Annotated in this window: 17 protein-coding genes and 6 tRNA genes; 6 read left to right on the top strand and 17 right to left on the bottom strand. The window is 63.2% G+C overall.

Translation table 11 applies throughout. The annotated features are described in order from the left end of the window. The first annotated feature begins 21 nt into the window (after positions 1 to 21). The 3 genes from JGZ97_RS16485 to JGZ97_RS16475 are packed head-to-tail and all read left to right on the top strand — an operon-like array spanning position 22 to position 4548. Positions 22 to 1200, top strand: coding sequence for an acyl-CoA dehydrogenase (locus JGZ97_RS16485; RefSeq protein WP_207063791.1), 1179 nt, complete (start codon positions 22 to 24; stop codon positions 1198 to 1200). A gap of 53 nt (positions 1201 to 1253) precedes the next feature. Continuing rightward, positions 1254 to 3479, top strand: a complete 2226-nt coding sequence (locus JGZ97_RS16480; protein ID WP_207063790.1) for an alpha-ketoacid dehydrogenase subunit alpha/beta — start codon at positions 1254 to 1256, stop codon at positions 3477 to 3479. A 22-nt stretch (positions 3480 to 3501) separates the two neighbouring features. After that, positions 3502 to 4548, top strand: a complete 1047-nt coding sequence (locus JGZ97_RS16475) for an ACP S-malonyltransferase (RefSeq protein ID WP_207063789.1) — start codon at positions 3502 to 3504, stop codon at positions 4546 to 4548. Positions 4549 to 4566: 18 nt separating this feature from the next. On the opposite strand, the gene JGZ97_RS16470 is transcribed toward JGZ97_RS16475, so the two are convergent. After that, entirely contained in the window at positions 4567 to 7308 is a 2742-nt protein-coding gene (locus tag JGZ97_RS16470) for a S8 family peptidase (protein ID WP_207063788.1), read from the bottom strand. 346 nt (positions 7309 to 7654) lie between these two features. On the opposite strand from JGZ97_RS16470, the gene JGZ97_RS16465 reads away from it, so the two are divergent. Next, the gene (locus JGZ97_RS16465) at positions 7655 to 8515 is read left to right on the top strand and encodes a mechanosensitive ion channel family protein (RefSeq protein ID WP_207063787.1); all 861 of its coding nucleotides are present in this window, start codon (positions 7655 to 7657) and stop codon (positions 8513 to 8515) included. A gap of 311 nt (positions 8516 to 8826) precedes the next feature. Here the strand turns inward: JGZ97_RS16465 and JGZ97_RS16460 are convergent, their stop codons facing one another. The 6 genes from JGZ97_RS16460 to JGZ97_RS16435 form a co-directional block, all read right to left on the bottom strand. Next, entirely contained in the window at positions 8827 to 11763 is a 2937-nt protein-coding gene (locus JGZ97_RS16460) for a copper-translocating P-type ATPase (RefSeq protein WP_207063786.1), read from the bottom strand. Between the two features lie 80 nt (positions 11764 to 11843). Next, positions 11844 to 12311 carry a YiiD C-terminal domain-containing protein gene (locus JGZ97_RS16455; protein ID WP_207063785.1) on the bottom strand — a complete coding sequence of 156 codons (468 nt, stop codon included), beginning with the start codon at positions 12309 to 12311 and terminating at the stop codon, positions 11844 to 11846. Further along, positions 12308 to 12877, bottom strand: a complete 570-nt coding sequence (locus JGZ97_RS16450) for a nitroreductase family protein (protein WP_207063784.1) — start codon at positions 12875 to 12877, stop codon at positions 12308 to 12310. Before JGZ97_RS16450 ends, JGZ97_RS16455 begins: the two co-directional genes overlap by 4 nt. A 25-nt stretch (positions 12878 to 12902) precedes the next feature. Next, positions 12903 to 13727, bottom strand: a complete 825-nt coding sequence (gene queF, locus JGZ97_RS16445) for an NADPH-dependent 7-cyano-7-deazaguanine reductase QueF (protein WP_207063783.1) — start codon at positions 13725 to 13727, stop codon at positions 12903 to 12905. Between the two features lie 8 nt (positions 13728 to 13735). Continuing rightward, on the bottom strand, positions 13736 to 14509 hold the full coding sequence (locus JGZ97_RS16440) for an ABC transporter permease (RefSeq protein WP_207063782.1): 774 nt from the start codon (positions 14507 to 14509) through the stop codon (positions 13736 to 13738). A gap of 10 nt (positions 14510 to 14519) precedes the next feature. Continuing rightward, positions 14520 to 15440 carry an ABC transporter ATP-binding protein gene (locus tag JGZ97_RS16435; protein ID WP_207063827.1) on the bottom strand — a complete coding sequence of 307 codons (921 nt, stop codon included), beginning with the start codon at positions 15438 to 15440 and terminating at the stop codon, positions 14520 to 14522. Between the two features lie 199 nt (positions 15441 to 15639). Here JGZ97_RS16435 and JGZ97_RS16430 point away from each other — a divergent pair, with 199 nt between their 5' ends. Beyond that, positions 15640 to 16038 (top strand): PA2817 family protein, encoded by a 399-nt coding sequence (locus tag JGZ97_RS16430; protein ID WP_207063781.1) that lies wholly within the window; start codon positions 15640 to 15642, stop codon positions 16036 to 16038. 84 nt (positions 16039 to 16122) lie between these two features. Here JGZ97_RS16430 and pckA read toward each other — a convergent pair whose 3' ends face one another. The 6 genes from pckA to JGZ97_RS16400 form a co-directional block, all read right to left on the bottom strand. Then, on the bottom strand, positions 16123 to 17733 hold the full coding sequence (pckA, locus tag JGZ97_RS16425) for a phosphoenolpyruvate carboxykinase (ATP) (RefSeq protein ID WP_207063780.1): 1611 nt from the start codon (positions 17731 to 17733) through the stop codon (positions 16123 to 16125). Positions 17734 to 17979: 246 nt separating this feature from the next. Continuing rightward, positions 17980 to 20634 carry a DUF6701 domain-containing protein gene (locus tag JGZ97_RS16420; RefSeq protein ID WP_207063779.1) on the bottom strand — a complete coding sequence of 885 codons (2655 nt, stop codon included), beginning with the start codon at positions 20632 to 20634 and terminating at the stop codon, positions 17980 to 17982. A gap of 131 nt (positions 20635 to 20765) precedes the next feature. Further along, positions 20766 to 20841: transfer RNA gene (locus tag JGZ97_RS16415), tRNA-Gly, on the bottom strand. 1 nt (position 20842) lies between these two features. Then, positions 20843 to 20918 (bottom strand) — tRNA-Glu (locus tag JGZ97_RS16410). 21 nt (positions 20919 to 20939) lie between these two features. Next, a tRNA-Gly gene (locus JGZ97_RS16405) sits at positions 20940 to 21015 on the bottom strand. A gap of 3 nt (positions 21016 to 21018) precedes the next feature. Then, positions 21019 to 21094 (bottom strand) — tRNA-Glu (locus JGZ97_RS16400). Between the two features lie 320 nt (positions 21095 to 21414). Between JGZ97_RS16400 and JGZ97_RS16395 the strand changes: the two genes are divergently transcribed. Then, a complete protein-coding gene (locus JGZ97_RS16395; protein WP_207063778.1) occupies positions 21415 to 22197 on the top strand; it encodes a hypothetical protein in 783 nt (260 codons plus the stop codon). Positions 22198 to 22286: 89 nt separating this feature from the next. Here the strand turns inward: JGZ97_RS16395 and JGZ97_RS16390 are convergent. From JGZ97_RS16390 to ihfA, 4 genes are all read right to left on the bottom strand, one after another. Further along, a tRNA-Pro gene (locus JGZ97_RS16390) sits at positions 22287 to 22363 on the bottom strand. Between the two features lie 25 nt (positions 22364 to 22388). After that, positions 22389 to 22465, bottom strand: a tRNA-Pro gene (locus JGZ97_RS16385). 96 nt (positions 22466 to 22561) lie between these two features. Beyond that, complete coding sequence (locus JGZ97_RS16380) at positions 22562 to 22921, bottom strand: MerR family transcriptional regulator (protein ID WP_207063777.1); 360 nt, start codon at positions 22919 to 22921, stop codon at positions 22562 to 22564. Further along, positions 22899 to 23204, bottom strand: a complete 306-nt coding sequence (gene ihfA, locus JGZ97_RS16375; protein ID WP_207063776.1) for an integration host factor subunit alpha — start codon at positions 23202 to 23204, stop codon at positions 22899 to 22901. Before ihfA ends, JGZ97_RS16380 begins: the two co-directional genes overlap by 23 nt. Between the last annotated feature and the right edge of the window lie 8 nt (positions 23205 to 23212).

The raw sequence follows: 23212 nt of genomic DNA, 5'->3' as shown, positions 1-23212 counted from the left end.
GCCGCTTGACCGAGATTTCCCATGACTGCCAAACCCCACTTTGACTGGGCCGACCCGTTCAACCTCGACAGCCAGCTGAGCGACGAGGAACGGATGGTCCGTGACGCCGCCCGCGACTACTGCCAGGAAAAGCTGCTGCCCCGGGTGCTGGAGGCCAACCGCCACGAACACTTCGACCGGGAGATCATGAGCGAGCTGGGGGAACTGGGACTGCTGGGCGCCACCCTGCCTGAAAAATACGGCTGCGCCGGGGTCAACCACGTCTGCTACGGCCTGGTCGCCCGGGAGGTGGAGCGGGTCGACAGCGGCTACCGCTCGGCCATGAGCGTGCAGTCCTCGCTGGTGATGCACCCCATTCACGCCTACGGCAGCGAAGCGCAGCGCATGAAGTACCTGCCCAAGCTGGCTACCGGCGAATGGGTGGGCTGCTTCGGCCTCACCGAGCCCGACGCAGGCTCCGACCCTGCCAGCATGAAGACCCGCGCCGAGCGGGTAGACGGCGGCTACCGCCTCAAAGGCGCCAAGATGTGGATCACCAACAGCCCCATCGCCGACGTGTTCGTGGTCTGGGGCAAGCTCGAGGGTGAGATCCGTGGTTTTATCCTCGAGAAAGGCATGACCGGGCTTTCCGCGCCCAAGATCGAGGGTAAGTTCAGCCTGCGCGCCTCCATTACCGGCGAGATCGTGATGGACGACGTTTTCGTCCCCGAGGAGAACCTGCTGCCCGACGCCCGGGGGCTGAAAGGCCCCTTCGGCTGTCTCAACAAGGCCCGTTTCGGCATCAGCTGGGGGGCGCTGGGCGCTGCCGAGTTCTGCTGGCACGCCGCCCGCCAGTACACCCTTGACCGGACCCAGTTCGGCCGCCCCCTGGCCGCCAACCAGCTGATCCAGAAAAAACTGGCCGATATGCAGACCGAGATCGCGCTGGGGCTGCAGGGCTGCCTGCAAGCCGGCCGGCTGATGGACCAGGCGCAGTGCGCGCCGGAGCTGATCTCCCTGCTCAAGCGCAACTCCTGCGGCAAGGCGCTGGAGATCGCCCGCACCGCCCGTGACATGCACGGCGGTAACGGCATCTCCGACGAATTCCACGTCATTCGCCACGTCATGAACCTGGAGGCGGTGAACACCTACGAAGGCACCCACGACGTCCACGCGCTGATCCTGGGCCGGGCCCAGACCGGCATCCAGGCATTCTGCTAAGCCCCTAATCTGCTAAGCACCTCATCCTCTGAACCCCAGGACAGGAGCGAGACATGCAAAACCGGGCCGAGGTCGTCGACGCCAACTTCCATCGCCGGGTTGCCGCAGGCGACCTGCCGGCCACCGCCCAGCGGCACAGCCTCGAGGCGGCCGGTCTCGACCGGGCGAAGCTGGTTGAACTGTTCGAGAGCCAGGTGCTGAGCCGCCAGCTGGACCTCTGCTCGCGCCGTCTGCAGGCCCGGGGCGAGTCCTTCTACACCATCGGCAGCGCCGGCCACGAGGGCAACACCGCCGTCGCCGCGGCCTTTCGCGCCGACGACATGGCCTTTTTGCACTACCGGGACGCCGCCTTCCTGATCCAGCGCGCCCGGCAGACTCCGGGGGAGACGCCGCTGTGGGACATGCTGCTGAGCTTCGCCGCCTCCAGCGACGACCCCATCTCCGGCGGGCGCCACAAGGTGCTGGGCAGTAAATCCCTGCTCGTCCCGCCCCAGACCAGCACCATCGCCTCCCACCTCCCCAAAGCGCTGGGCGCCGCCTACTCCATCCCCCTGGCCAAGCGCATGGGGCACGCGGGCGAGCTGCCCCACGACGGGGTGGTGCTGTGCAGTTTCGGCGACGCCTCAGCCAACCACAGCACCGCCCAGGGAGCGATCAACAGTGCCTGCTGGACAAGCTACCAGAAGCTGCCGCTGCCATTGGTGTTCATCTGCGAGGACAACGGCATCGGCATCTCCACCGCCACCCCGGCTGGCTGGATTCACGCCGCGTTCGGGCAACGGCCGGGGCTCCGCTACCTTTACTGCGACGGGCTCGACCTGCTCGACACCTACCGGGTTGCCCGTGAGGCGGAGCGCCTGGCCAGGCGCCACCGGGTGCCGGTTTTTCTGCACATGGGCTGCGTGCGCCTGCTCGGTCATGCCGGTTCCGACGCCGAGGTGGCCTACCGCAGTCGCCAGCAGATCGAAGCCGGCGAGGCCCGCGACCCCCTGCTCCACTCTGCCCGGCTGCTGATCGAGCAGGCAGGGCTGCGCGCCGACCTGGTGCTCGATATCTACCGGGAGACCGGCGAGCGGGTCGAGCGGGTGGCGGAACTGGCCATTCAACGGCCCAAGCCCGGTGATGCCCGCAGCGTGATGGGCAGCCTGGTGCCGCCCGCCCGCACACCCCTGCCCGCCCACACTCCGGACGAGGCCAGCCGCGCGACACTGTTCGCCCGCGAGCGCAGCCAACTCGACCAGCCCCAGCACCTGGCCCGGCTGCTCAACTGGTCCCTGACGGACCTGATGGCGGCCCACGACGAGATCCTGATGATGGGCGAGGACATCGGTCCCAAGGGCGGGGTCTACAACGTCACCCACCAGCTCAGTGAGAAGTTCGGCCGCCACCGGGTGATCAACACCCTGCTGGACGAGCAGAGTATCCTGGGGCTGGCCATCGGCGCCGCCCACAACGGTTTTATCCCCATTCCGGAGATCCAGTTCCTGGCCTACGTCCACAACGCGGAGGATCAGATCCGCGGCGAGGCGGCCACCCTCAGCTTCTTCTCCCGGGGCCAGTACACCAACCCCATGGTGATCCGCATCGCCGGGCTCGGCTACCAGAAAGGGTTCGGCGGCCACTTTCACAACGACAACAGCCTCAACGTGTTCCGCGACATTCCCGGGGTGGTGATCGCCTGCCCCAGCAGCGGCGAGGACGCCGTGGAGATGATGCGTGAAGCGGTGCGCCTGGCCCGGGAAGAGCAGCGCATCGTGGTCTTTATCGAGCCGATCGCCCTCTACATGACCCGCGACCTGCACGAGGCCGGCGACGGCCTCTGGACATCCCGCTACCGCCCGCCCGCCGAGGCCCGCCCCATTCCCCTGGGCCAGTTGGGCCAGTACGGCAAAGGCACGGAGCTTGCGATCCTCAGCTACGGCAACGGCTACTACCTCAGCCGCCAGGCCGCCCGGCTGCTGGAAGCCGAGAGTATCGCGCTGCGGGTCATCGACCTGCGCTGGCTTGCCCCCCTGAACGAGGCGGCGATCCTGGCGGCCGTCGCCCCCTGCCAACACCTGCTGATCGTCGACGAATGCCGCCGCACCGGTTCCGTGGGGGAGCAACTGGTCACCCTGTTCGCCGAGCGGGTCTCGCCCCTGCCCGCGTTAGCAAGGGTCACCGCCGAAGACTCCTTCATTCCCCTGGGCCGGGCCGCCACCGCCACCCTGCCGTCGCGGGACGCTATCGTCGACGCCGCCCTGGCGCTGCTGAACCGCGAGCGGCGTGGAACCGCCTGAGCACGTTTTGAGGAGCCCACCCTTGAGGAAAAAAGAGAAAGCCCTGGTGATCTGCCCGGGGCGCGGCACCTACAACGCCACGGAGTTGGGCTACCTGGCCCGCCACCACGGCGACAAGCAGGGCTTGATCGCCCGGATCGACGGCTGGCGCCGGGGCCTCGAACAGACGCCCATCGGCGAGCTGGACGCGCGCGCCCGCTACAGCCTCAGCGAACACAGCCGCGGCGACAACGCCTCGACCCTGATCTGGGCCTGCAGTTATGCCGATTTCCTGGCCATCGACCGGGAGCGGTTCGATATCTGCGCCCTCACCGGCAACTCCATGGGCTGGTACATCGCCCTGGCCTGCGCCGGTGCTCTGGATGAACGAGGGGCCTTCCAAGTGATCAACACCATGGGCACCCTGATGCAGCAGACGCTGATCGGTGGCCAGCTGATCTACCCCGAGGTGGACGATAACTGGCGCCCGATCCCGGGCCGGCACGAGACCCTGGATGCCCTGACCCGGGCCATCAACGAGGAGCCCGGCTGCGCGCTGCACCTGTCGATTCGACTGGGCGGGCTGCGCGTGTTCGGCGGCAACGCCGCCGCGCTCAAGCGCCTGCAGGAGCAACTGCCCCCCGAGCAGGGGCGCTATCCCATGCGCCTGCACAACCAGGCCGCTTTCCATACCCCGCTGCTCACCGACGTGGCGGCGCTTGGGCGGGAGCGGCTGGGCGCGGCCCTGTTCGCCCCGCCACGCCTGCCGCTGGTCGACGGTCGCGGCGGCCAGTGGTCGCCCCATTCAACCCACACCCGCGCCCTGTGGGATTACACCCTCGACCACCAGGTGTGCCAGCCCTACGATTTCACCGCGGCGGTGCAGGTAGCGGTGAAGGAGTATGCGCCCGAGCGCATTATCCTGCTCGGCCCCGGCGCCACCCTGGGCGGGGCCGTGGCCCAGAGCCTGATCGCCATCGGTTGGCGGGGCTGGACCTGCAAAGGGGATTTTCTGGCGGCCCAGGCGGAGGATCCTTACCTGCTGGCCATGGGGCTCGAAGCCCAGCGCCAGCGGGTGGTCAACCGCTGATCGAGCCTTCCCAGGGGCCTAGAAAGACAGCCCGGTTGAAAACAGAATCAGATTGTTACGCGTGCCCCGGCGATGCCCGGGCTCCTGCTGGTGAACCAGGGAGGCTTTGAAGGTCGCGCGGGCGTCGGCCTTAAGACGATAGAACAGCTCGTAATCACGCTGACGGCCGCTCGGTGCGAGATCAATCTCCGCCCGAGTACGGTTGAACTGGTTGCCCACGTAGCCGTTGGAATAGGTCAGCGCCATTTCCCCCCGTTCGATACGCAACGGCTGGCTGAGCAGCACGCCAAGCTGGTGCCGCTGATCCAGCTGGTGATCCAGCCCCAGGGCGAAGCTCGAACTGATCAGATCCGAGATCCCCGTCACCAACCCCGCGCCCCGCTGGGGGCGCGCGCGCCCCAGGTAGGCCGCGGCCGCCAGCTGGGTGTTCTCCGCCAGCTGCCACTCCGCCTGCAGGCCGGTGTAGGTAAAAGGCGTCTTGTCGGAAAGCGCCAGGCCCCCCTGGAACCTGGCCCCCAGCACGCCGTCGGTTTCATGGCCGTGCCCCAGTTGCCACCCCAGCTTCAGCCCTGCCAAGGGGGTGAAGCTCACACTGGCAACCCCGACCCGGGCCTGAATGACGCCGGCGCTTGAGGGCGCTCCCCGGGAGGCCAGGAACGTCAGCCCCCAGGTCACGGGGCCATCGTTACTGGCGTAATGAGTACCCCAGAGAGGGCTGTCGGCATCCAGGTAGGGGAGGCTGAATCCAGTGGCGGAGTAGGCACCGTCGAGCCCGCGCCCCGGGGCGAAACTCAGCAGGGGGCGGGAGCGGTTGCTCATCCCCAGCCGCCATTCCCGGTCTGCGTGTTGAACCCGGTAGACCCCCCCCTGAAAGCCATTCCGGGCGCCACCGACGTACTGCAGGGTCAGTGTGGCTCCACCCCCCAGAGCCAATGGCAGTTGGCGGTCAGAGAAGCGGTAGCGATGCAGCTGGTCATCGGTGCTCGGTTGCGGCTGCGGAGCGGCCAGGCTGCCAAGGTCGATAAAAAAGCCAGCCCCCTGGCTATCAGCCACGGCCAGAGTGTTCCCCGCCAGGGCTGTGCTAAAGCCATCTCCCCAGGCGCGGGACAACTCAACCCTTAAGGCGGCAAGGGACAGCGCCTCGACGCCGCCCGTGGTGCTGATATCGGGGTCGACCACCGAGAGCGCTCCGAGCGGATCGGTTGCCTTCTCCAGGTCCAGCAGCCCCTGGCCGTAGAGGGCCGTTTCTGCGTAGATGCCCTCCTTGTTAGCGGTCAGGAACAGGCGGTCCACCACCGTGGCATTGTCGAGGGTGGGAAAGCGCTCTTTGAGCACCGCCAGGGCGCCGGTCACCATGGGCGTTGCCAGGGAGGTTCCCGCCGCGCCGGCATAATCGGCATCCCCGGTATGGGCGGCCGATACCAGCAATTCGCCATCCACCCCGACCTCGCCCCCCGGAGCCACCAGGCACCAGGCAGCGGCAGAACCGCAAGCCTGGGAGTAGCTGGCCAGCCTCCCGTCCGGTCCCACCGCCGACACCGCCACCCAGTGGTCCGTCAGCTCCGGGAACAGCACCGGCAGCCCGGCCAGCGCCTGGGGCTGAAGGGGGTGGTCCTCGCCCTGGTTACCAGCAGAAAACACCATCACCCGGTCCGCCGCGGCGGCATCGCGAAACGCCTGCAGCAAGCCGGGGAAAAAGCCCTCGACCTGGTCCGCTTCCACGGCATCAATGGGCGTAAATACGCCCCAGGAGTTGTTGGTAAAGGCACTGCCGGTAGCCACCGCAAAATCCACGGCCGCGGCCAGTTGCGCATCGTCGTTGGTCAGTTGACCGGCATCATCGCCAATCCGAATCCCCACCAAGCGGGCCCCCGGGGCCACCCCCGTCACCGGGCTGGCATTGAGCTTGGCCCCGATAATCGCTGCCACATGGGTGCCGTGCCCGTCCGGATCCACCGAAGCCGCCGCCCCGCTGGCACCGGTAATGGCGTTGAAAAAAGCATCGAACTGGCCGTCGAGTTCCAGATGGCTGGCGCGAAACCCGGTATCAAGGATGGCCACGGTCACCCCTTCGCCGTCATACCCCCGCGCATGGGCCTGCAGGGTGCCCACCATGGCGTGGCGATAGTCTGCGCTGTAGGCCTGGGTAATCGTGAACAGGGGCGGCTCGAAACCGTTTTCCAAGCTGTCTCCACCACCGGAGCTGGAGCCACCTCCTCCACCTCCTCCACCACCGCCACCACCGCCGAGGCCGGCCAGGACGGCGACCCCACCGCCACCAATCAGCACTTTTTTCCAGGCGGGGAAACCGTTGTAGACTAGGCGTCCGTCGGCGATCGCAATCCGCTTGTCGACCACCAGCGCCTGGATCTGCGTCTCGAGGGCCAGGCGCTGCTCGGCACTCAGGGCCTCGACCAGCTCGGCATGCAGGGAGACCAGCTTTCCGGGCGTCGTTTTGAGGAGGGTGTGGCCCTGTTCAGCAAGGGCAGTGGGGCTTCTCTGCGCAGCCTGCAACAGGCTCTCGCGCTCGCCTGTCTCCAGCCGGTTAAGGTAGTCCGGGTGCTTGCCGGCCCTGGTCAGGTGGCGGGGGGTATTTTCCGGGTCCTCCAGAATCTGCTCAACGACCCGGCGTTCCAGAGAGAATTCAACAATCTCGGCCGCAAATGCCCGGGCTTGCTCACCAACCGCCGGAGCGATCGCTCCCCAGCACAGCACCGACACCAGACCCGCACCCACCTGCAACTTCCACTTCTTGGCCATGCACTACCCGACTTCATTCAAAAAACAGCGAAACAGGCACCCGAGTGGGGCCGGCGACGAGCCAGAAAACGACCCGATACGCCTTGAAAGGATATGACAACCCGGCAAACACTGCCTCGATTATCGCCGGGCCCGCCGCCACCGGCAAGCCAGGGCGCTCGCCGCTGAGCCTCAAGGCCAACAGCCTCGGGAGGGTGACCGCCACCTTTAACCGCAGGTTTTACGTGTTTTTAAAACGACAGCCTCGCGATGACCCCGCCACTTTTTTCTTTAGTTTTTACATCAGCTAGACTTTCGTGTATCGCCAGGTCGGCGTTTACCCTCTGATTAAAAAGGTAAAAGTGTAATGGAAGAGCTCAACCAACTGGCTTCGCTGAACGGCGAACAGCTCAGCGCCTACAAGGATATGGCCATCGAGTACGGGGTCCTATACGGCGGCAAGCTGCTGATGGCAATCATTACCCTGCTGCTGGGGCTGTGGCTGATTCGCTACCTGGTACGCGGCTTGGACCGGGTCCTCAAAGCCGCCAAGGTGGAAGATACCTTGGCCTCCTTTTTGGACAAGCTGGCTTCCATCACCCTCAAGGTACTGCTGCTGGTCAGCGTTGCCTCCATGGTCGGAATCAAGACCACCTCCTTTATCGCCATTCTGGGTGCCGCCGGGCTCGCGGTGGGTCTGGCATTGCAGGGGAGCCTGGCCAACTTTGCCGGCGGTGTGCTGATCCTGCTGTTCAAGCCTTTCAAGGTGGGCGATTACATCGAGGCCCAGGGACATAGCGGCACCGTGAAGGAGATCCAGATATTCAACACCGTGCTTCACACCGTCGACCGCAAGACCATTATTATCCCCAACGGCAACCTCTCCAACGGCAGTATCATCAACTTCTCCCTGAGCCCCATTCGACGCGTCGATATGGTGTTCGGCATTAGCTACGATGATGACCTGCGCAAGGCCAAGGCGATTCTGCAACGGCTGGTCGCCGAGGACGATAGGATCCTCACGGACCCCGCGAGCCAGGTGGTGCTCTCCGCGCTCGCCGACAGCTCAGTTAACTTCTCGGTGCGCGCCTTCGTCAACGCGCCGGACTACTGGGATGTCTTTTTCGAAATGCAGGAAAAGGTCAAGCTGACCTTTGACGAGGAGGGGATCAGCATTCCTTACCCGCAGCAGGATGTGCACCTGCATCAGGTGGAGAAAACGGCCTGAGGCGCCTCAGCCCATTTCAAAGGGTAAACAGTTTAAAGGGAGCCCAGAGTACCTCCACGCCCCGATCCGCCCAACCGCGCCGAGAAAAGCGCACCACCGCCAGGGCAGTTGATCGGGGCGTGGTTTATTTGCCCTGCGAGCGCGCAAACACAAGGCCCCTGGCCCCGAAACAGGCTAAATACGCCCCGAACCCGGTCGGCCAAGATAGCCGCCGCGCCAAAGCCTGCCGCTCGCCCGCTAGTTGCTCAACCAGAACCACCATACGATCAGCGCCACCAGCCCGATTCCAACGCCGTTAACCAACAGTTCCATCAGAGCACCTCCTCGGCGGATTTCGGCTGGGTTCTATCCCCGGGCCGGAAAAAGCGCAGTCGATTAGCGTTGCTGACCACGGTCACCGATGACAGCGACATGGCAACGCCGGCGATCACCGGGTTGAGCAGCAACCCGGTGAAGGGAAAGAGAACACCCGCCGCCACCGGAATCCCGAGGCTGTTGTAGGCGAAGGCGCCCCACAGGTTCTGCTTGATATTGCGGAGGGTGGCGCGGCTCAGCTCGATGGCATCCGCCACCCCATGCAGAGAACCGCGCATCAGGGTGACATCCGCGCTCTCGATGGCCACGTCGGTGCCGGTGCCGATGGCAAAGCCCACGTCCGCCTGAGACAGGGCCGGCGCGTCGTTGATGCCGTCACCCGTCATCCCCACCCGCTCACCGGCCTGTTGCAGCTCGGATACGATCCGCAGCTTGTCTTCGGGGAGCAGCTGGGCCCGGTAGCTGTCGATACCGGTCGCCTCGGCCACTGCCTTGGCGGTGGCGGCATTGTCCCCGGTGAGCATCATCACCTTGATTCCCTCATCGTGGAGGCGCTTGATCGCCGCCACCGCGTCCTCCTTGATCGGATCGGATATGCCCACCAGCGCCAGCAGGCGCCCGGCTTCAGCGAGAAAAATGACCGTACGGGCCTGGGCTTCCCAAGCCTGGGCGCGCTCCTGCAACGCCCCCAGGGCAATGCTCTGCTCCTCCATCAAACGGCTGTTGCCCAAAAAATAGCGGCGCCCCTCGAAAGAAGCCGTAACCCCACGACCGCTCAGCGCCTCGAAACCCTGTGTCTTCGCGCTCAGGTCGCGACGACCGGTGAAGTTGATCACGGCCTCGGCCAGCGGGTGTTCAGAACCGCTCTCCAGGGCGTAGAGCACGTCCAGCGCCTGCTCCCGCTCCGCCCCTGCAGCCACCTCAAAATCTGTCACCTCGGGCCGCCCCTGCGTGATGGTGCCGGTTTTGTCGAGCACGATGGTGGTCAGGTTGCTGGCCTGTTGCAGGGCTTCACCGTTACGAATCAGGATGCCGAATTCGGCCGCTTTACCGATGCCGATCATGGTGGAGATGGGGGTCGCCAGCCCCAGCGCACAGGGGCAGGCGATAATCAGCACCGTGACCGCGGTAACCAGCATGTAGACCGACTGCGGCGCCGGACCGAAATTGAACCAGGCCAACGCCGTCAGTACGGCAATGATCAGCACCGAAGGGACAAAAATGGCGGCGACCCGGTCCGCCAGCTGGCTGATCGGCGGCTTGGTGTTCTGGGCCCGGCGCACCATGTCCACGATCTGGGCCAGGGCGGTATCACGTCCCACCCGGGTGGCCCGAAAAACCAAGGTGCCGGTACGGTTCAGGGTACCGGCCGAAACCGCATGACCTGCGCCCTTCTCCACGGCCAGGGGCTCCCCGGTCAGCATGGACTCGTCAACCAGGCTGTGTCCTTCAACCACCTCCCCGTCCACCGGCACCTTTTCTCCGGGGCGCACGCGGACGTAATCATCGAGGTGCACCTGCTCCACCGGGACGTCCACCTCGTCGCCATCGCGCAGCACCCGGGCGGTCTTGACCTGCAGGTCCAGCAGCCGTCGAATGGCCTGATTGGTGCGCCCGCGGGCGCGGATTTCCAACGCCTGGCCCAGGTTAACCAAACCGATAATCATCGCCGCCGCTTCAAAATAGAGCCCACGGGCCGAGGCCGGCAGCAGGTCGGGCAGGAGCACCACCAGCATGGAGTAGGCCCAGGCAGAGCCGGTGCCCATGGCGATCAGGGTATCCATGTTGGCGTTATGGTGCCGAAACGCCTTCCAGGCGCCAACAAAGAAGTGACGGCCGGCGGTCAGCAGCACCGCCAGGGTCAACAACCCCACCAACCCCCACCCCAGGCGCTGGGCACCGCTTTGCATGGCCATACCTTCCACGAGGCCGTAAAGCATCAACGAAACGCCCAGCCCCAGGCCGATGGCGGTGTTACGCAGGCGGCGGCGATATTCCGCGGCCTCGCTGGCCTCCCTTTCTGCCTCGGCCGCCCCGGCGTCTTCCACCAGGGTCGCGCCGTAGCCGGCATCAGACACCGCCTCAATCAGCTGCTCGGGCGCAGCCGTTCCTGTCACCAGGGCGCTGCGGCTGCCAAAATTGACATCCACCCGCTCGACCCCGGCCACCGCCCCCAACGCCTGCTCCACGGAGCGCACACAGCTGGCGCATGTCATGCCCTGCAGGGCCAGCTGAATGCCAGGGCCTTGGTCCGCCTGAGGCTGGGCGGCCGGTTGCACACCCGACACCGGCGGCGCCGATGGCTCGTGCTCGACCTTGGCTGGTCCCTGGGCCGAATACCCCAGCGTTTCCAGCAGGCCGATCAGCGCCGGCTCGCCTAAGCGGGTTGTGAAGGTCAATTGTTTGGAGTCCAGGTCCGCGCTCAGCTCGGCCTCGGGATCCTCGCTCGCGAGCGCCTTTCTGATCTTGTTGACGCAGCCGTTACAAGTGATGCCATCCACCCTGAAAGTGTGGGTTTCAGGCGCCAACGGCTGGGCCTGATAGCCCAGGTCGTCCAGCAAGGAGGTCAGTTCAGACCCGCTCAGCCGGCTGTTGAAGGTTAGCCGCTTGGTATCGAGGTCCGCGCTCAGCTTGGCATCGGAGTCCTCGCCCGCGAGCGCCTTTCTGATCTTGTTGACGCAGCCGTTACAACTGACGCCTTCGACGCGAAGCGTCTCGCTGTTTTTTGCCGCCAGCTCCACCCCGTACCCCAACTCGCTGATCAGGCTCTGTATCCGGTCCGGCGGCAGCGTGCTGAAAACACGGGCGCGCCCCGTTTCCAGGGTCACCTGCAGATCCGCCTCTTTATCTTCGGCTTGCAGGGTGCGGCGAATCTTGCCAACACAGCCGTTACAGCTGACGCCTTGCAACTGCAGGTGAAGGGCTTGGCTCATACTCGGGTATCCTGTCGGCAGATATCAAAGAAAGGATAAACCCTGAAGTAAACTACAGGGTCAATGCTGAAAGGGCTTCCTCATACCCACTGGCGCTTCTCCAGCGCAACATAGGCCCCCTGCAGGCGAAAGCAGCACTGCTCGTCCTCACACACTTCAACCACCAGGTCCAGGCGCGCCTTGCCGCGGGCCCGCAACTTCTCCAGGAAGCGCTCGACCTCGCCTGACGCGGGGAGCCTTGCAGTCACGGTGAAGTCCCGGGTCACCGGCAGGAAATACTCCAGGCGGCTGTCGCGAATGACCACGTCATAGGGGCGCGGCTCGTCGCTCAGCAGGAGGGTAATCAGCCCCCAGCCGGTCACGTTGGCGCTGGCGCTCAGCGCCCCGGCAAACGCAGTGCCCTTGTCATTTTTGTTGGGGGCCAGGGCGGCGCGCACGCTGAGTGAGGCTTCGTCGTACTGCAGCGATTCAAACCCCATGTGCTCGATCAGGGGAATCGCCGCCCGCAGTTCGCGCTCAAAATCGGCCAGTTTTGCCTGCAGACTCATCGTTCAGCCCCCTGCCAGACATCCAGTTTTGCCGCGGGGTCCTCTTGCGGCAACTTCTTGCTGCTGTTGGCGGGGGTTCCGAGATAAAGAAAACCGATGATCTCCTCGTCGCTCCCCAATCCCAGCCCCGCCTTGACCCGCGGGTGGTAGGCCAGGCTGCCGGTTCGCCACATGGCGCCAAGCCCCTGGGCCGCCGCCGCCAGCTCCAACGCATGGGCGGCGCAGCCAGCGGTGACGCGCTGCTCCACGGCCGGCACCTTGGGGTGTTCGCACAACGTGGCGATCACCACCAGCACCAGCGGCGCCCGCAGGGGCATGGCCAGCACTTTCTCGCGCCGCGCCTCGATCAGGTCGGGCTCATCGCTCAGGGTCGCCTCCAGGAACAGCTCTCCCAGCTCAACCCGGCGCCCCCCCTCGATGCTGAGGAACCGGTAAGGCTTGAGACAACAGTGATCGGGGGCACGCAGCGCCGCGCGCAACATCGCCTCAAGCTGCGCCTCGGTCGGCCCCGGCCCCGCCAGAGAGGGGGACGAAAGGCGGGTTTGCAAAAGCTCCAGTGCATCCATCAATCGGTCTCCACGCCGAAATTACTTACTGCCGGCTCAGCCGCGGGTTGGTCACTTCAACCGCCTCAGTGCTGCGCAAGGGGTTGATATCCAGCCCCCCTCGACGCAGGTAACGGGCGTAGACCCGAAGCCGCTGCGGCTGGCAGTGCTCAAGGATATCGAGAAAGATCCGCTCCACGCACTGTTCGTGAAAATCGCCGTGCTCGCGGTACGACACCAGGTAAGCGAGCAGGCCGTCACGGTCAATGGGCGCGCCGCGGTATTCGATCTGAACGCTGGCCCAGTCAGGCTGGCCGGTGACCGGGCAGTTGGACTTGAGCAAGTGACTGAAGAGTTGCTCTTCCACAGGTTTCTCGTCCCGGGTACGAAGCAGCTCCGGTGCAGGCTGGTAGTGGTTGATGGCGATGTCCCGATCGTCCAGGCACTCGCCGGTCAGCAGCCCGAAGGCGTCGACGTCGTCCACCGAGCGCAGGACCACCCCCACGGGCGCACCGGCGCAGGCAGTGAGGTCGCGCACCAATCGTTCGCGCAGCTCTTCCGGGCCCTCTAACGCGGTCTGGTTAAAGGAGTTGAGGTAAAGCTTGAACGACTTGGACTCGATGATATTGGGCGAATCGCAAGGCACGCTGAATTCGGCCATCGCCACCCGGGGCAGCCCCCGCGGGCTGAGCCAGGAGAGTTCGTAGGCGTTCCACAAATCGACGCCCTGAAACGGCGCCTGGCTGTAGCCACGCTCCCGCCAGCTGCTGGCGCGGGGAATCGGGCAGAGAAGAGACGGGTCGTAGTGGGCGACATAGTCGCTGGTCTGGCCCAGAGGGGAGTGTTTCAGGTGCTCGTGATGGTGACTCATAACAGGCCTCAGTGGCGGATCCCCTTGCCGATCCGCAACAGGTAAAGGGCGTAGGTATACAGCCCGACGATAAACAACAGGATGATACCGAAGGCGAACCCGACGTTGATGTCGGAAACGCCAAGAATGCCGTATCTAAAGGTATTGACCATGTAGAGGATCGGATTGATCAGCGAAACCTTCTGCCAGAACTCTGGCAGCAGGCTGATGGAGTAGAAAACGCCCCCCAGGTAGGTGAGCGGGGTCAGGATAAAGGTGGGCACCACGGCGATATCGTCGAAGCTGTTGGCGTAGATGGCATTGATAAAGCCCCCCAGGGAGAAGAGCACCGAGGTGAGCAGCACTACCGAGACCATGACGCCCAGGTTGTGCACCTGCAACTGGGTAAAGAAGAGCGACAGACAGGTGACGATCAGTCCGACCAAAAGCCCCCGGGCCATGCCGCCGATAACAAAGCCGGTCAGGATAATAAAGTTGGGCACCGGTGAGACCAGCAGCTCCTCGATATTGCGCTGAAACTTGGTGCTGTAGAACGAGCTGACCACGTTGCCGTAGGAGTTGGTGATCACTGCCATCATGATCAGCCCAGGCACGATGTACTCCATGTAGTCATAGCCACCCATCTCACCGATGCGCGAACCGATCAGGTTACCGAAGATGATGAAATAGAGGGTCATGGTGATGGCCGGCGGCAGCAGCGTCTGCATCCAGATGCGCAGAAAGCGGCGCACCTCGCGCCGGACGATGGTGGTGAGAGCGATGGTGTGATCCCGTAGTCTCATAACGTTCCTATCACTGCAGGTTGTTTTCCACCAGCTGGACGAAGAGCTCCTCCAGCCGGTTGGTCTTGTTGCGCATGCTCACCACCTTGATCTCCAGGTCGGCCAGCTGCTGGAAGAGGCTGTTAAGCCCCTGCTCCTTTTCCACGTCGACGATCAGGGTGTGATCGCCAGACAGCTCCAGCGGATAGCCCTCCACCCGGGGCACGCTGGTCAGCGGCGGCGCCACGTCAAGCACGAAAGTTTCCCGGTGCAGCCGCGCCAAGAGCTCGCGCTTACTGGTGTTGGCCCGAATCTCGCCCCGGTCGATGATGGCGATGTTGCGGCACAGACTCTCGGCCTCCTCCAGGTAGTGGGTAGTCAGGATGATGGTGGTGCCCTGGCTGTTGATCTGCTGCAAAAAGGCCCACATGGAGCGCCGCAGTTCGATATCTACCCCGGCGGTGGGCTCATCCAGAATCAGCAGCTTGGGCTCGTGAATCAGCGCCCGGGCGATCATCAGCCGCCGCTTCATGCCCCCGGAGAGCATGCGTGCCTGTTGCTCCCGCTTGTCCCACAACCCCAGCTGCTGCAGGTAGTGATCAGCACGCTCCCGGGCCACTTTCGGCGACAGTCCGTAGTAGCCGCCCTGAGTGGTGACGATGTCCCCCACCTTTTCGAACTGGTTGAAGTTGAACTCCTGGGGTACCACGCCAAGCAGTTTCTTGGCCGCCACCGGGTCGCGGGTCACATCGTGGCCGAAGATCCTGACCTCGCCGCCGCTCTTGTTGACCAGTGAGGAGACGATGCCCAGGGTCGTGGATTTGCCGGCGCCGTTGGGTCCCAGCAGGGCGAAGAAGTCCCCCTGCTCCACTTCCAGGTCGATGCCCTTGAGTGCTTCAAAACCGTTGTCATAGACCTTGGTCAGTCCCCGGATGGACAGGGCCTTGGGGATCGCCTCGCCGGCAGACGCAGCGGCCCCCGAAGCCGTGGTCTCAGTCGCAAGTTCCGTGGATATCTGGGTCATGTTGTTCCCCTGTCGTGTTCGGGATAAGCGTTCATATCTTGGGGTTCAGCCCCGGGTTTTCAAGGCGGCTGGACCCTCGCCCGCCACCCCCTTTAAAATGGGGTTTTGCAATTGCGGTACAAGCGCCATGTCGACACCCCATCAGGAATTTCACCTCAACTTACTCAAGGCCAGCTTCAACCGGCTGCTCAAGGCCCCGCCCTTCAATACCCAGGAGCTGGTGCCGGACGACCTGGATTTTCTGGAACAGCTGGTGAACCTGGTCAAGGCCCTGGAGGCCGATCAGGAGGACGCCCTATACCTGGGCCAGGATGCGCTGTGCCGGTTGGTTCGCGCCTATCCGCACCTGGTCCAGCTGGTGGATCGCGACCTGTTCTGGTTCTTCGGCGGCGACTGCCTTCACTTTATGCCCGACGAGGAAATCGCGGTCTTCCAAAGGCTCGACGAGCTGCGCTTTGAGGCCGAAGCGGCAGGCGAGCCGTTCAACCTGGAAGAGGCCCGGGCCCGTCTGTTCCAGATGCACTGAGCGCGTTGCCTCCGGCACCTCAGCCCCAAACACCTCCAACAAAAAAGCCGGCCCCGAGGCCGGCTTTTTCATGGGCGCTGCGCCTTAGAGGCTGGGACCGGCGGCCACCAAGGCCTTACCCTCGTCGGTATCGGTAAAGCGCTCAAAGTTGGTGACGAACATCGCCGCCAGCTTTTGCGCCTTGGCTTCCCACTCGGCGACGTCGCTGTAGGTGTCCTGGGGATTCAGAATTCCGCTGTCGCAAGCGTTCAGCGCCTGGGGCACCGCCAGGTTGAAGAACGGCAGCGCCTTGAACTCGGCATCTTCAATGGAACCGTCCAGGATGGCATCGATAATGGCACGGGTGTCCTTGATGGAGATCCGCTTGCCGGTACCGTTCCAGCCGGTGTTGACCAGGTACGCCTCGGCCCCGGAGTCCTGCATGCGCTTGGTCAGCACTTCGGCATACTTGGTCGGGTGCAGGCTGAGGAAGGCCGCCCCGAAGCAGGAGGAGAACGTGGGCGTCGGCTCGGTGATGCCGCGCTCGGTACCCGCGAGCTTGGAGGTGAAACCCGACAGGAAGTAGTACTGGGTCTGCTCGGGGGTCAACTTGGAGACCGGCGGCAGCACACCGAAGGCGTCAGCGGTCAGGAAGATCACCTTGGTCGCATGCCCCGCCTTGGAAACCGGCTTGACGATGTTGTCGATGTGGTGAATCGGGTAGGAGACGCGGGTGTTCTCGGTCTTGGAGCCGTCGTCAAAGTCGATCTTGCCGTCGGCGTCGACGGTGACGTTCTCGAGCAGGGCGTCACGACGGATGGCGTTGTAGATATCCGGCTCGTTTTCCTTGCTCAGGTTGATGGTCTTGGCGTAGCAGCCTCCCTCGAAGTTGAACACGCCGTCGTCGTCCCAGCCGTGCTCGTCGTCACCGATCAGTTCCCGCTTGGGGTCAGTGGACAGGGTGGTCTTGCCGGTGCCGGACAGGCCAAAGAAAATGGCGGTGTCGCCGTCCTTGCCGACGTTGGCCGAGCAGTGCATGGAGGCAATGCCACGCAGCGGCAGATAGTAGTTCATCATCGAGAACATGCCTTTCTTCATCTCGCCGCCGTACCAGGTGCCGCCGATCAGCTGCATCTTTTCGGTCAGGTTGAAGGCCACGAAGTTCTCGGAGTTCAGCCCCAGCTCTTGCCAGTTGGGGCAGGTGGTCTTGGCCCCGTTCATCACCACGAAGTCAGGCTCGAAGCCCTGCAGCTCTTCCTCGCTGGGGCGGATGAACATGTTCTTGACGAAGTGCGCCTGCCAAGCCACCTCGGTGATAAAACGAACTTTGAGGCGGGTGTCTTCGTTGGCGCCGCAGAAGGTGTCTACAACGAACAGCCGCTTGTTGGAAAGCTGGTTGCCGACAAGCGCCTTCAGCTCGCTCCAAGCTTCAGGAGAAAGGGGCTTGTTGTCGTTCTTGCCTTGGTCGGACCACCAGACGGTGTCGCGAGTAGTGTCGTCGCGTACGATGAACTTGTCCTTGGGAGAGCGCCCGGTAAAGATCCCGGTGTCCACGGAGACAGCCCCCAGTTCGGTCACTACCCCTTTCTCGTAGCCTTCCAGACCGGCCTTGGTCTCCTCTTCGAACAGCAGCTCATAGGAGGGGTTGTATACGATTTCGAGGGGCTCGCTGATCCCGTACTTGGAGAGATCCAGGTTGGCTTGGGCTGTCGACATTCATTCCTCCGATCAGGCAAAACACACGGGTGGCCCCGCGACGACGAGACGTTAACCGCAGTTCGTTTTTCAGGAGCGGCATTCTACCACCGCTACCGCCAATACTGAATCGATCATACCCCTCAGGCGGAGTAAATTTTCTCAACTTGAGAAAAAAATCAGCTTATCCCCTCAAATAAAGCGGATTTCGTGAATAATACAAAGCATTCGCTGAGTATTTTAAACGCCTGGTTGCCGCCCGAGCCGTTACTGCCCGAGACGCTCCTGCCAGAGGATGACCCGGTCGTGCCCCCGGTAGCGCCCGAAGGTCAGCTGCGCTTTCGGATCCCGCTGCCCGCTTCCGTCCCAGTCGAACTCCAGCCAGGCGCCGACGTCCAGGATCAGGTCCACCTGGCCCTCACGCCCCTCACCGGGTGCCGCCACCTGCAAGGCACCACCGACGGCGGAGACGCCCCCCTGCAGGGTGGTTTCAGCCTGGGGCGCCAGCATCTCGGTGTCGCCGGGAGTGAGATTGTCATCCCCGTAAGGGGCATGATCCAGCTCTGCCTGCCCCGCCCGGTAAACGGTACAGCCATCCAACCGGTTTAAGGCAAAACCCGAGCCGTCGAAATACTCGGCCGTCAGGGGGACGCTCAACGCCTCGGTCTCGGGGCCGAAAGCATTGGCCAGCCGCAGCCGCCCAAAACGCACCTCCACCCCGGCGGGCGCCAGGGTCGGCAGCGGGCCCTGCGCCAGCACATCGTTGCCGTTGACACCGTCACCGTTGAAGTCACGCACCTCCTGCACCGAGAACGCCAACTGGCTGACAAAGGGCGCCACGCGACTGTTGGCATCACGCACGTAGTAAAACCCATCGGCCGGGTTTAAACGGTAGTCCAGGTAGCCAGCCTCGCCATCAACCTCCGCAGGGGTCAAACTGCCTTGGGCCATGCTCGCCGTGATCGCCAGCGCACTGGCGCCATCCGCCCCCAACGCCGCCCCATCAACCAACGGCGGCGCGACCACCACCCCATCAACCGTCAGCGTGGCATACTCTCCCTGGTAGTTGACGGTAAGCTCGCCCTCGGCGCTGCGCGGCACGATCCGCAGCAGCGGCGGCGTCGTCGGATAGCCCAGCGCGCCCTTGCTCTCAGCGCCAAGCTGGCCGGAATAGACAAAGCTGTCGCAGGGGCTTTCGAGCACTCCCGCCTCGGCCACCTCCAATTCGAAATAGTGAGGATGAAAGCGCCCCACCGCCGCGCCGGCCGGCCCCACCGGCCCACCGGGAAACCCAGAATCCTCGACACTCAGGGTCAATGACCCCACCTCGCTGTAGCGGGTATTCGCATCGCTCACAGCACCCTCTTTAAATAATGCTGTTATTGACTGAACCCGGCCGTCCGCAACCAGAGTCTCACCGGCAAACGCCAACTGCCCGGGACGCGGCTGATCCTGGGTAACACGCAGTTCGGCGGACACCGGCTGGTAATTGGGCGTTCTAGTGCCATCACCGCACTGTGCCTGTATTTGCAGGGTAAAAGGCAACCCGGCCGGCTGCATCGTACCCGCCCGCGGCCCCTCACCGTGCAGGGAACCGGCTGCGTTACTGGCGACGATGCCAAACCCCGCGGGCACCACATCAATCGGCCCGGTATCCGCCTCCATGGCCGCGTAGGGGTCACCGGCGTAGGGGGAGTCATCGTGCTTGAAGCGAACTCGAATCCGGCCGGCATCCGGATACGAAAGATTGAACAGGGCACGCCCGTTGACAAAGTCGAGCCGATAGCGGCTGGACTCCACGGCGGGAAGCGTCGCCGCACCGTTGATGGTGACCCGGCTCTCGCTGGGGTTGGTCGCCGGCAACACGTACTCCGACCAAATCTTGAGCTCTTTGCCTCCCTCGAACCCTTCAAGCACCCCGCAACCACTGGCTTGGTCCAAGCGCCCGTAAGCCACGAGCGCCAAACTGGGGGACGCCTCGCAGGAGGCCAGACTTGGCAGCGCTTCGGCGCGCAAGCCAAAGGCGCGAAAATCCGTTCCCTCGCTCCACGAGAGCACCCCGGCATCGGGGTCCTCCACCGACACCGACACAAGCGCCTCATCGTCGTGATAGAAATAGAGGGTCGCCAGGCCCGCATCCTCGGGAACGAAAGCGTACTCCGCAATGGCGTCTCCGCCACTGGCCTCGGCAAAAAAGCGGGTACCGTTTTCGCTGCTGGCGAGAAAAATTCGCCCCTGATAATCGGTTTTGGTGGAACCGTCGTCGCAGAGAGCCCGAATACCGACAGCGGCGCGGGTGTCAGGACAGGCCAGGGCTGTCACATCCGGCATCAGTTCAAAGCCGGCCAGCTCGCAACCTGCGCCCACGGGCTGGTTGGAGCCACCAGGCGAGGGCACGCATGACGCCGCCTCCCAGTCATCGACAAGCTCCGGGTGACCATCCGGCAACGAGCAAACCTGCCTGTCGCCGGGCTGGTAAGGAACGCGACTGCTATCGAGATGATCGCAAGACGGCGTCAGGGGGCTCTCGTCGCCGCCAAAACGCAAGAAGTCGACATCCCGCCCTTCGTCATCCGACAGCAGCAGGTCATTGCCCGGGGTTTTAAGTTCGCCACCGCTAAAGTCGAGCAGAATATAGCTCCCCGCAGGGTACGTTGCGGCAGGCACCTCTTTAACAACGGCGGCACCACCACTGTTTCCCGGACGACTGGTATTGCCCTGCACTATCAGCCGCCAGCCGGACTTGATTTCCAGAGCCTCGGCCACAAACAGCTCGACAAACGGCGTTACCCTGTCCGCCTGGGTCGTCAGCACTTCATTGATCGCCACTTTGCCCACGTAAGGAGAACAGGCCGCCATAAGCCGCCCGGGCAGGATGAGAACACAGAACAAGACGAGCAGTACCGCAGGCTTCGCTACCATCAACACCAACCGACCCCAGAAATTCCAAAAGACGTCACTGAGGGGAAAGCTAACAACAACAGCCAGTAGCAACAAGCAATCCAGCGTGTTAGGTGCGAGAAGCAGGGGATGTAAGATAAGAGAAGAGGCGCTGGAGCGGGAAACCGGGTTCGAACCGGCGACCTCAACCTTGGCAAGGTTGCGCTCTACCAACTGAGCTATTCCCGCATGGCGTCCCATAGGGGGTTCGAACCCCTGTTACCGCCGTGAAAGGGCGGTGTCCTAGGCCACTAGACGAATGGGACGCAGCCGTTTGCTTTGGACATTGGAGCGGGAAACCGGGTTCGAACCGGCGACCTCAACCTTGGCAAGGTTGCGCTCTACCAACTGAGCTATTCCCGCGAATGGCGTCCCATAGGGGGTTCGAACCCCTGTTACCGCCGTGAAAGGGCGGTGTCCTAGGCCACTAGACGAATGGGACGTCGAATTCACTGCCTAAGCATTCCCCGAAAGGAGGCGCGTATAATAGGGAGATTTAAAAAAACCGTCAAGCGCCACGTCGGGATTTTTTCTCCCCCCTTTTTTCCTGCCGCCCCTGCCCCTGCGCACCGGCCCTCCGCGCCCCCCGGGACCAGCCTACCGGCGCTGGCAAATCCCAAGCTCAGCCCGTCGATACAGTCATCATTATCCCTTCCGGCAGGCCAAAAACACTGCGTTTATCCCATGTTTACGTGACAAACTTTAAATTCTGCCCCACCATGGCCGATAAACTCAAAGACACGCACTAAGCCGAGATAACGAATGAGCCCTGCAGTCATCGTTTCCCTGATCGCCGCCGGCATCGTTCTGATGGTGGTCGCTGCCTTCGTGGCCCAGACCCTCGAAAACGCCCGCCAGGAGCGGCACCGCATGGTCCTCACCCTGCAGGAGCGGGCGCGCACCGGATGGGAAATTCTCAGCGACCTACCCACTGCCTACCTACCTGAAGCGCTTCGCAATTGCCTGCTTCAATACATCAAGAGCTGTTACGAGCAGATGCAGACCCTGGAGCCCAAGCAGCAGTCCGCCACCGCCCAGGCCAAACTGCGCAACGTCGAAGAAGCGCTGCATGAGACCTATACGAGCCAACTGGACAGCGCTAATCCTCCTTTCAACGACGCCGTAACCGGCCAGGCGGCACGCAGCCGGGTAAAAGCCATGGTTGATCTCTTCGTCGCCGCCCACCAGGAAGGCAAACTGGATCGCCAGGCCGCACAACAACTCATCAATCGGGGTAAGGGTATTTTTGAGCTGGTCAACATCGACCTCAATCTCATCAACGCCCGCAAAAACGAGCAGAGCGGCAACCCAAAGCTAGCGCTCGCCCACTTCAACACCTGCCTTAAACGCCTGAACAAGCTCAACGCCAATGGTGAGCTTGAGCAACGCACTGCCAGCGTTCAACGCAAGGTCGCACAGCTGCAAGAAGAGGTGAAGGCACTCCAGGAAGGCGCTCCGGCATCTGCCGCGAAGCAGCAAGCGGCCCAGGAATGGGACGAGTTCACTGAAGAAAGCAACTGGCAGATCAAGCAGGATTACGATTAGGGACAAGGATCGAGTCCGCGCATAAGCGCGACTGAACTCACCGCCCTGATTCGTTTACGAGCGGAACGCGGAAAAATCAGAAAGAATGATGGTCGGGACGGCAGGATTTGAACCTGCGACCACTTGCACCCCATGCAAGTGCGCTACCAGGCTGCGCTACGCCCCGAACGGGAAGAAAATAAGCAAGAAATTGGTCGGGACGGCAGGATTTGAACCTGCGACCACTTGCACCCCATGCAAGTGCGCTACCAGGCTGCGCTACGCCCCGAACGGGTCTTGCGGCGTCATCTCTCGACGACGGGCGTGAATATTACTCTAATGCCCGCCTGAGGAAAACCCCCTTGAGGATTTTTCATGGAGGAGATCAGTGCTCTTTTATCGAGCGCAGAATATCCTCGAGCTCCGAGACGGTCTGGCGAATCAACTGGTGATAGCGATCGCCGTCAACGCGGGCTTCCTGGCCGGACAACCACTGCCGCGCTCCGGCGATGGTAAACCCACGCCCGTAGAGAAGATCGCACAGCTGACGCACCAAAAGCACGTCCTGGCGACGGAAATAGCGGCGATTTCCCCGGCGCTTCACCGGCGAAAGCTGTTCGAACTCCTGCTCCCAATACCGCAACACGTGAGGCTTAACGCCGCACAGATCACTGACTTCGCCGATGGAAAAATAGTGCTTGTCGGGAATCGGGGGCAGGGAGTCACTCTTCCCCTGGTCCGGCATAGGTCTCGACTTTATCCTTGAGCTTTTGACCAGGCCGGAACGTTACCACCCTGCGGGCGGAGATGGGGACCTCTTCTCCGGTTTTGGGGTTGCGGCCGGGCCTTTGACGCTTGTCCCTGAGGTCGAAGTTCCCGAAACCGGACAACTTGACCTGCTCATTTGAAGCCAGACAGGAGCGAACTTCGTCAAAAAATGACTCGACCATGTCCTTGGCTTCGCGCTTATTGAGGCCGAGCACCTCGAACAGACGCTCGGCCATTTCCGCCTTGGTCAAAGACCCCATATCACAGC

The sequence above is a fragment of the Motiliproteus sp. SC1-56 genome (assembly GCF_017309075.1).
Taxonomy (GTDB): domain Bacteria; phylum Pseudomonadota; class Gammaproteobacteria; order Pseudomonadales; family Balneatricaceae; genus Motiliproteus.
This window is presented reverse-complemented; position numbering and strand designations above follow the sequence as displayed.

Excerpts from the sequence above, each read along its gene's own strand:
- JGZ97_RS16485 (WP_207063791.1), top strand. The coding sequence starts at position 22 with ATGACTGCCAAACCCCACTTTGACTGGGCCGACCCGTTCAACCTCGAC.
- JGZ97_RS16480 (WP_207063790.1), top strand. The coding sequence starts at position 1,254 with ATGCAAAACCGGGCCGAGGTCGTCGACGCCAACTTCCATCGCCGGGTT.
- JGZ97_RS16470 (WP_207063788.1), bottom strand. The coding sequence starts at position 7,308 with ATGGCCAAGAAGTGGAAGTTGCAGGTGGGTGCGGGTCTGGTGTCGGTG.
- JGZ97_RS16465 (WP_207063787.1), top strand. The coding sequence starts at position 7,655 with ATGGAAGAGCTCAACCAACTGGCTTCGCTGAACGGCGAACAGCTCAGC.
- JGZ97_RS16460 (WP_207063786.1), bottom strand. The coding sequence starts at position 11,763 with ATGAGCCAAGCCCTTCACCTGCAGTTGCAAGGCGTCAGCTGTAACGGC.
- JGZ97_RS16455 (WP_207063785.1), bottom strand. The coding sequence starts at position 12,311 with ATGAGTCTGCAGGCAAAACTGGCCGATTTTGAGCGCGAACTGCGGGCG.
- JGZ97_RS16450 (WP_207063784.1), bottom strand. The coding sequence starts at position 12,877 with ATGGATGCACTGGAGCTTTTGCAAACCCGCCTTTCGTCCCCCTCTCTG.
- queF (WP_207063783.1), bottom strand. The coding sequence starts at position 13,727 with ATGAGTCACCATCACGAGCACCTGAAACACTCCCCTCTGGGCCAGACC.
- JGZ97_RS16440 (WP_207063782.1), bottom strand. The coding sequence starts at position 14,509 with ATGAGACTACGGGATCACACCATCGCTCTCACCACCATCGTCCGGCGC.
- JGZ97_RS16430 (WP_207063781.1), top strand. The coding sequence starts at position 15,640 with ATGTCGACACCCCATCAGGAATTTCACCTCAACTTACTCAAGGCCAGC.
- pckA (WP_207063780.1), bottom strand. The coding sequence starts at position 17,733 with ATGTCGACAGCCCAAGCCAACCTGGATCTCTCCAAGTACGGGATCAGC.
- JGZ97_RS16420 (WP_207063779.1), bottom strand. The coding sequence starts at position 20,634 with ATGGTAGCGAAGCCTGCGGTACTGCTCGTCTTGTTCTGTGTTCTCATC.
- JGZ97_RS16395 (WP_207063778.1), top strand. The coding sequence starts at position 21,415 with ATGAGCCCTGCAGTCATCGTTTCCCTGATCGCCGCCGGCATCGTTCTG.
- JGZ97_RS16380 (WP_207063777.1), bottom strand. The coding sequence starts at position 22,921 with ATGCCGGACCAGGGGAAGAGTGACTCCCTGCCCCCGATTCCCGACAAG.
- ihfA (WP_207063776.1), bottom strand. The coding sequence starts at position 23,204 with ATGGGGTCTTTGACCAAGGCGGAAATGGCCGAGCGTCTGTTCGAGGTG.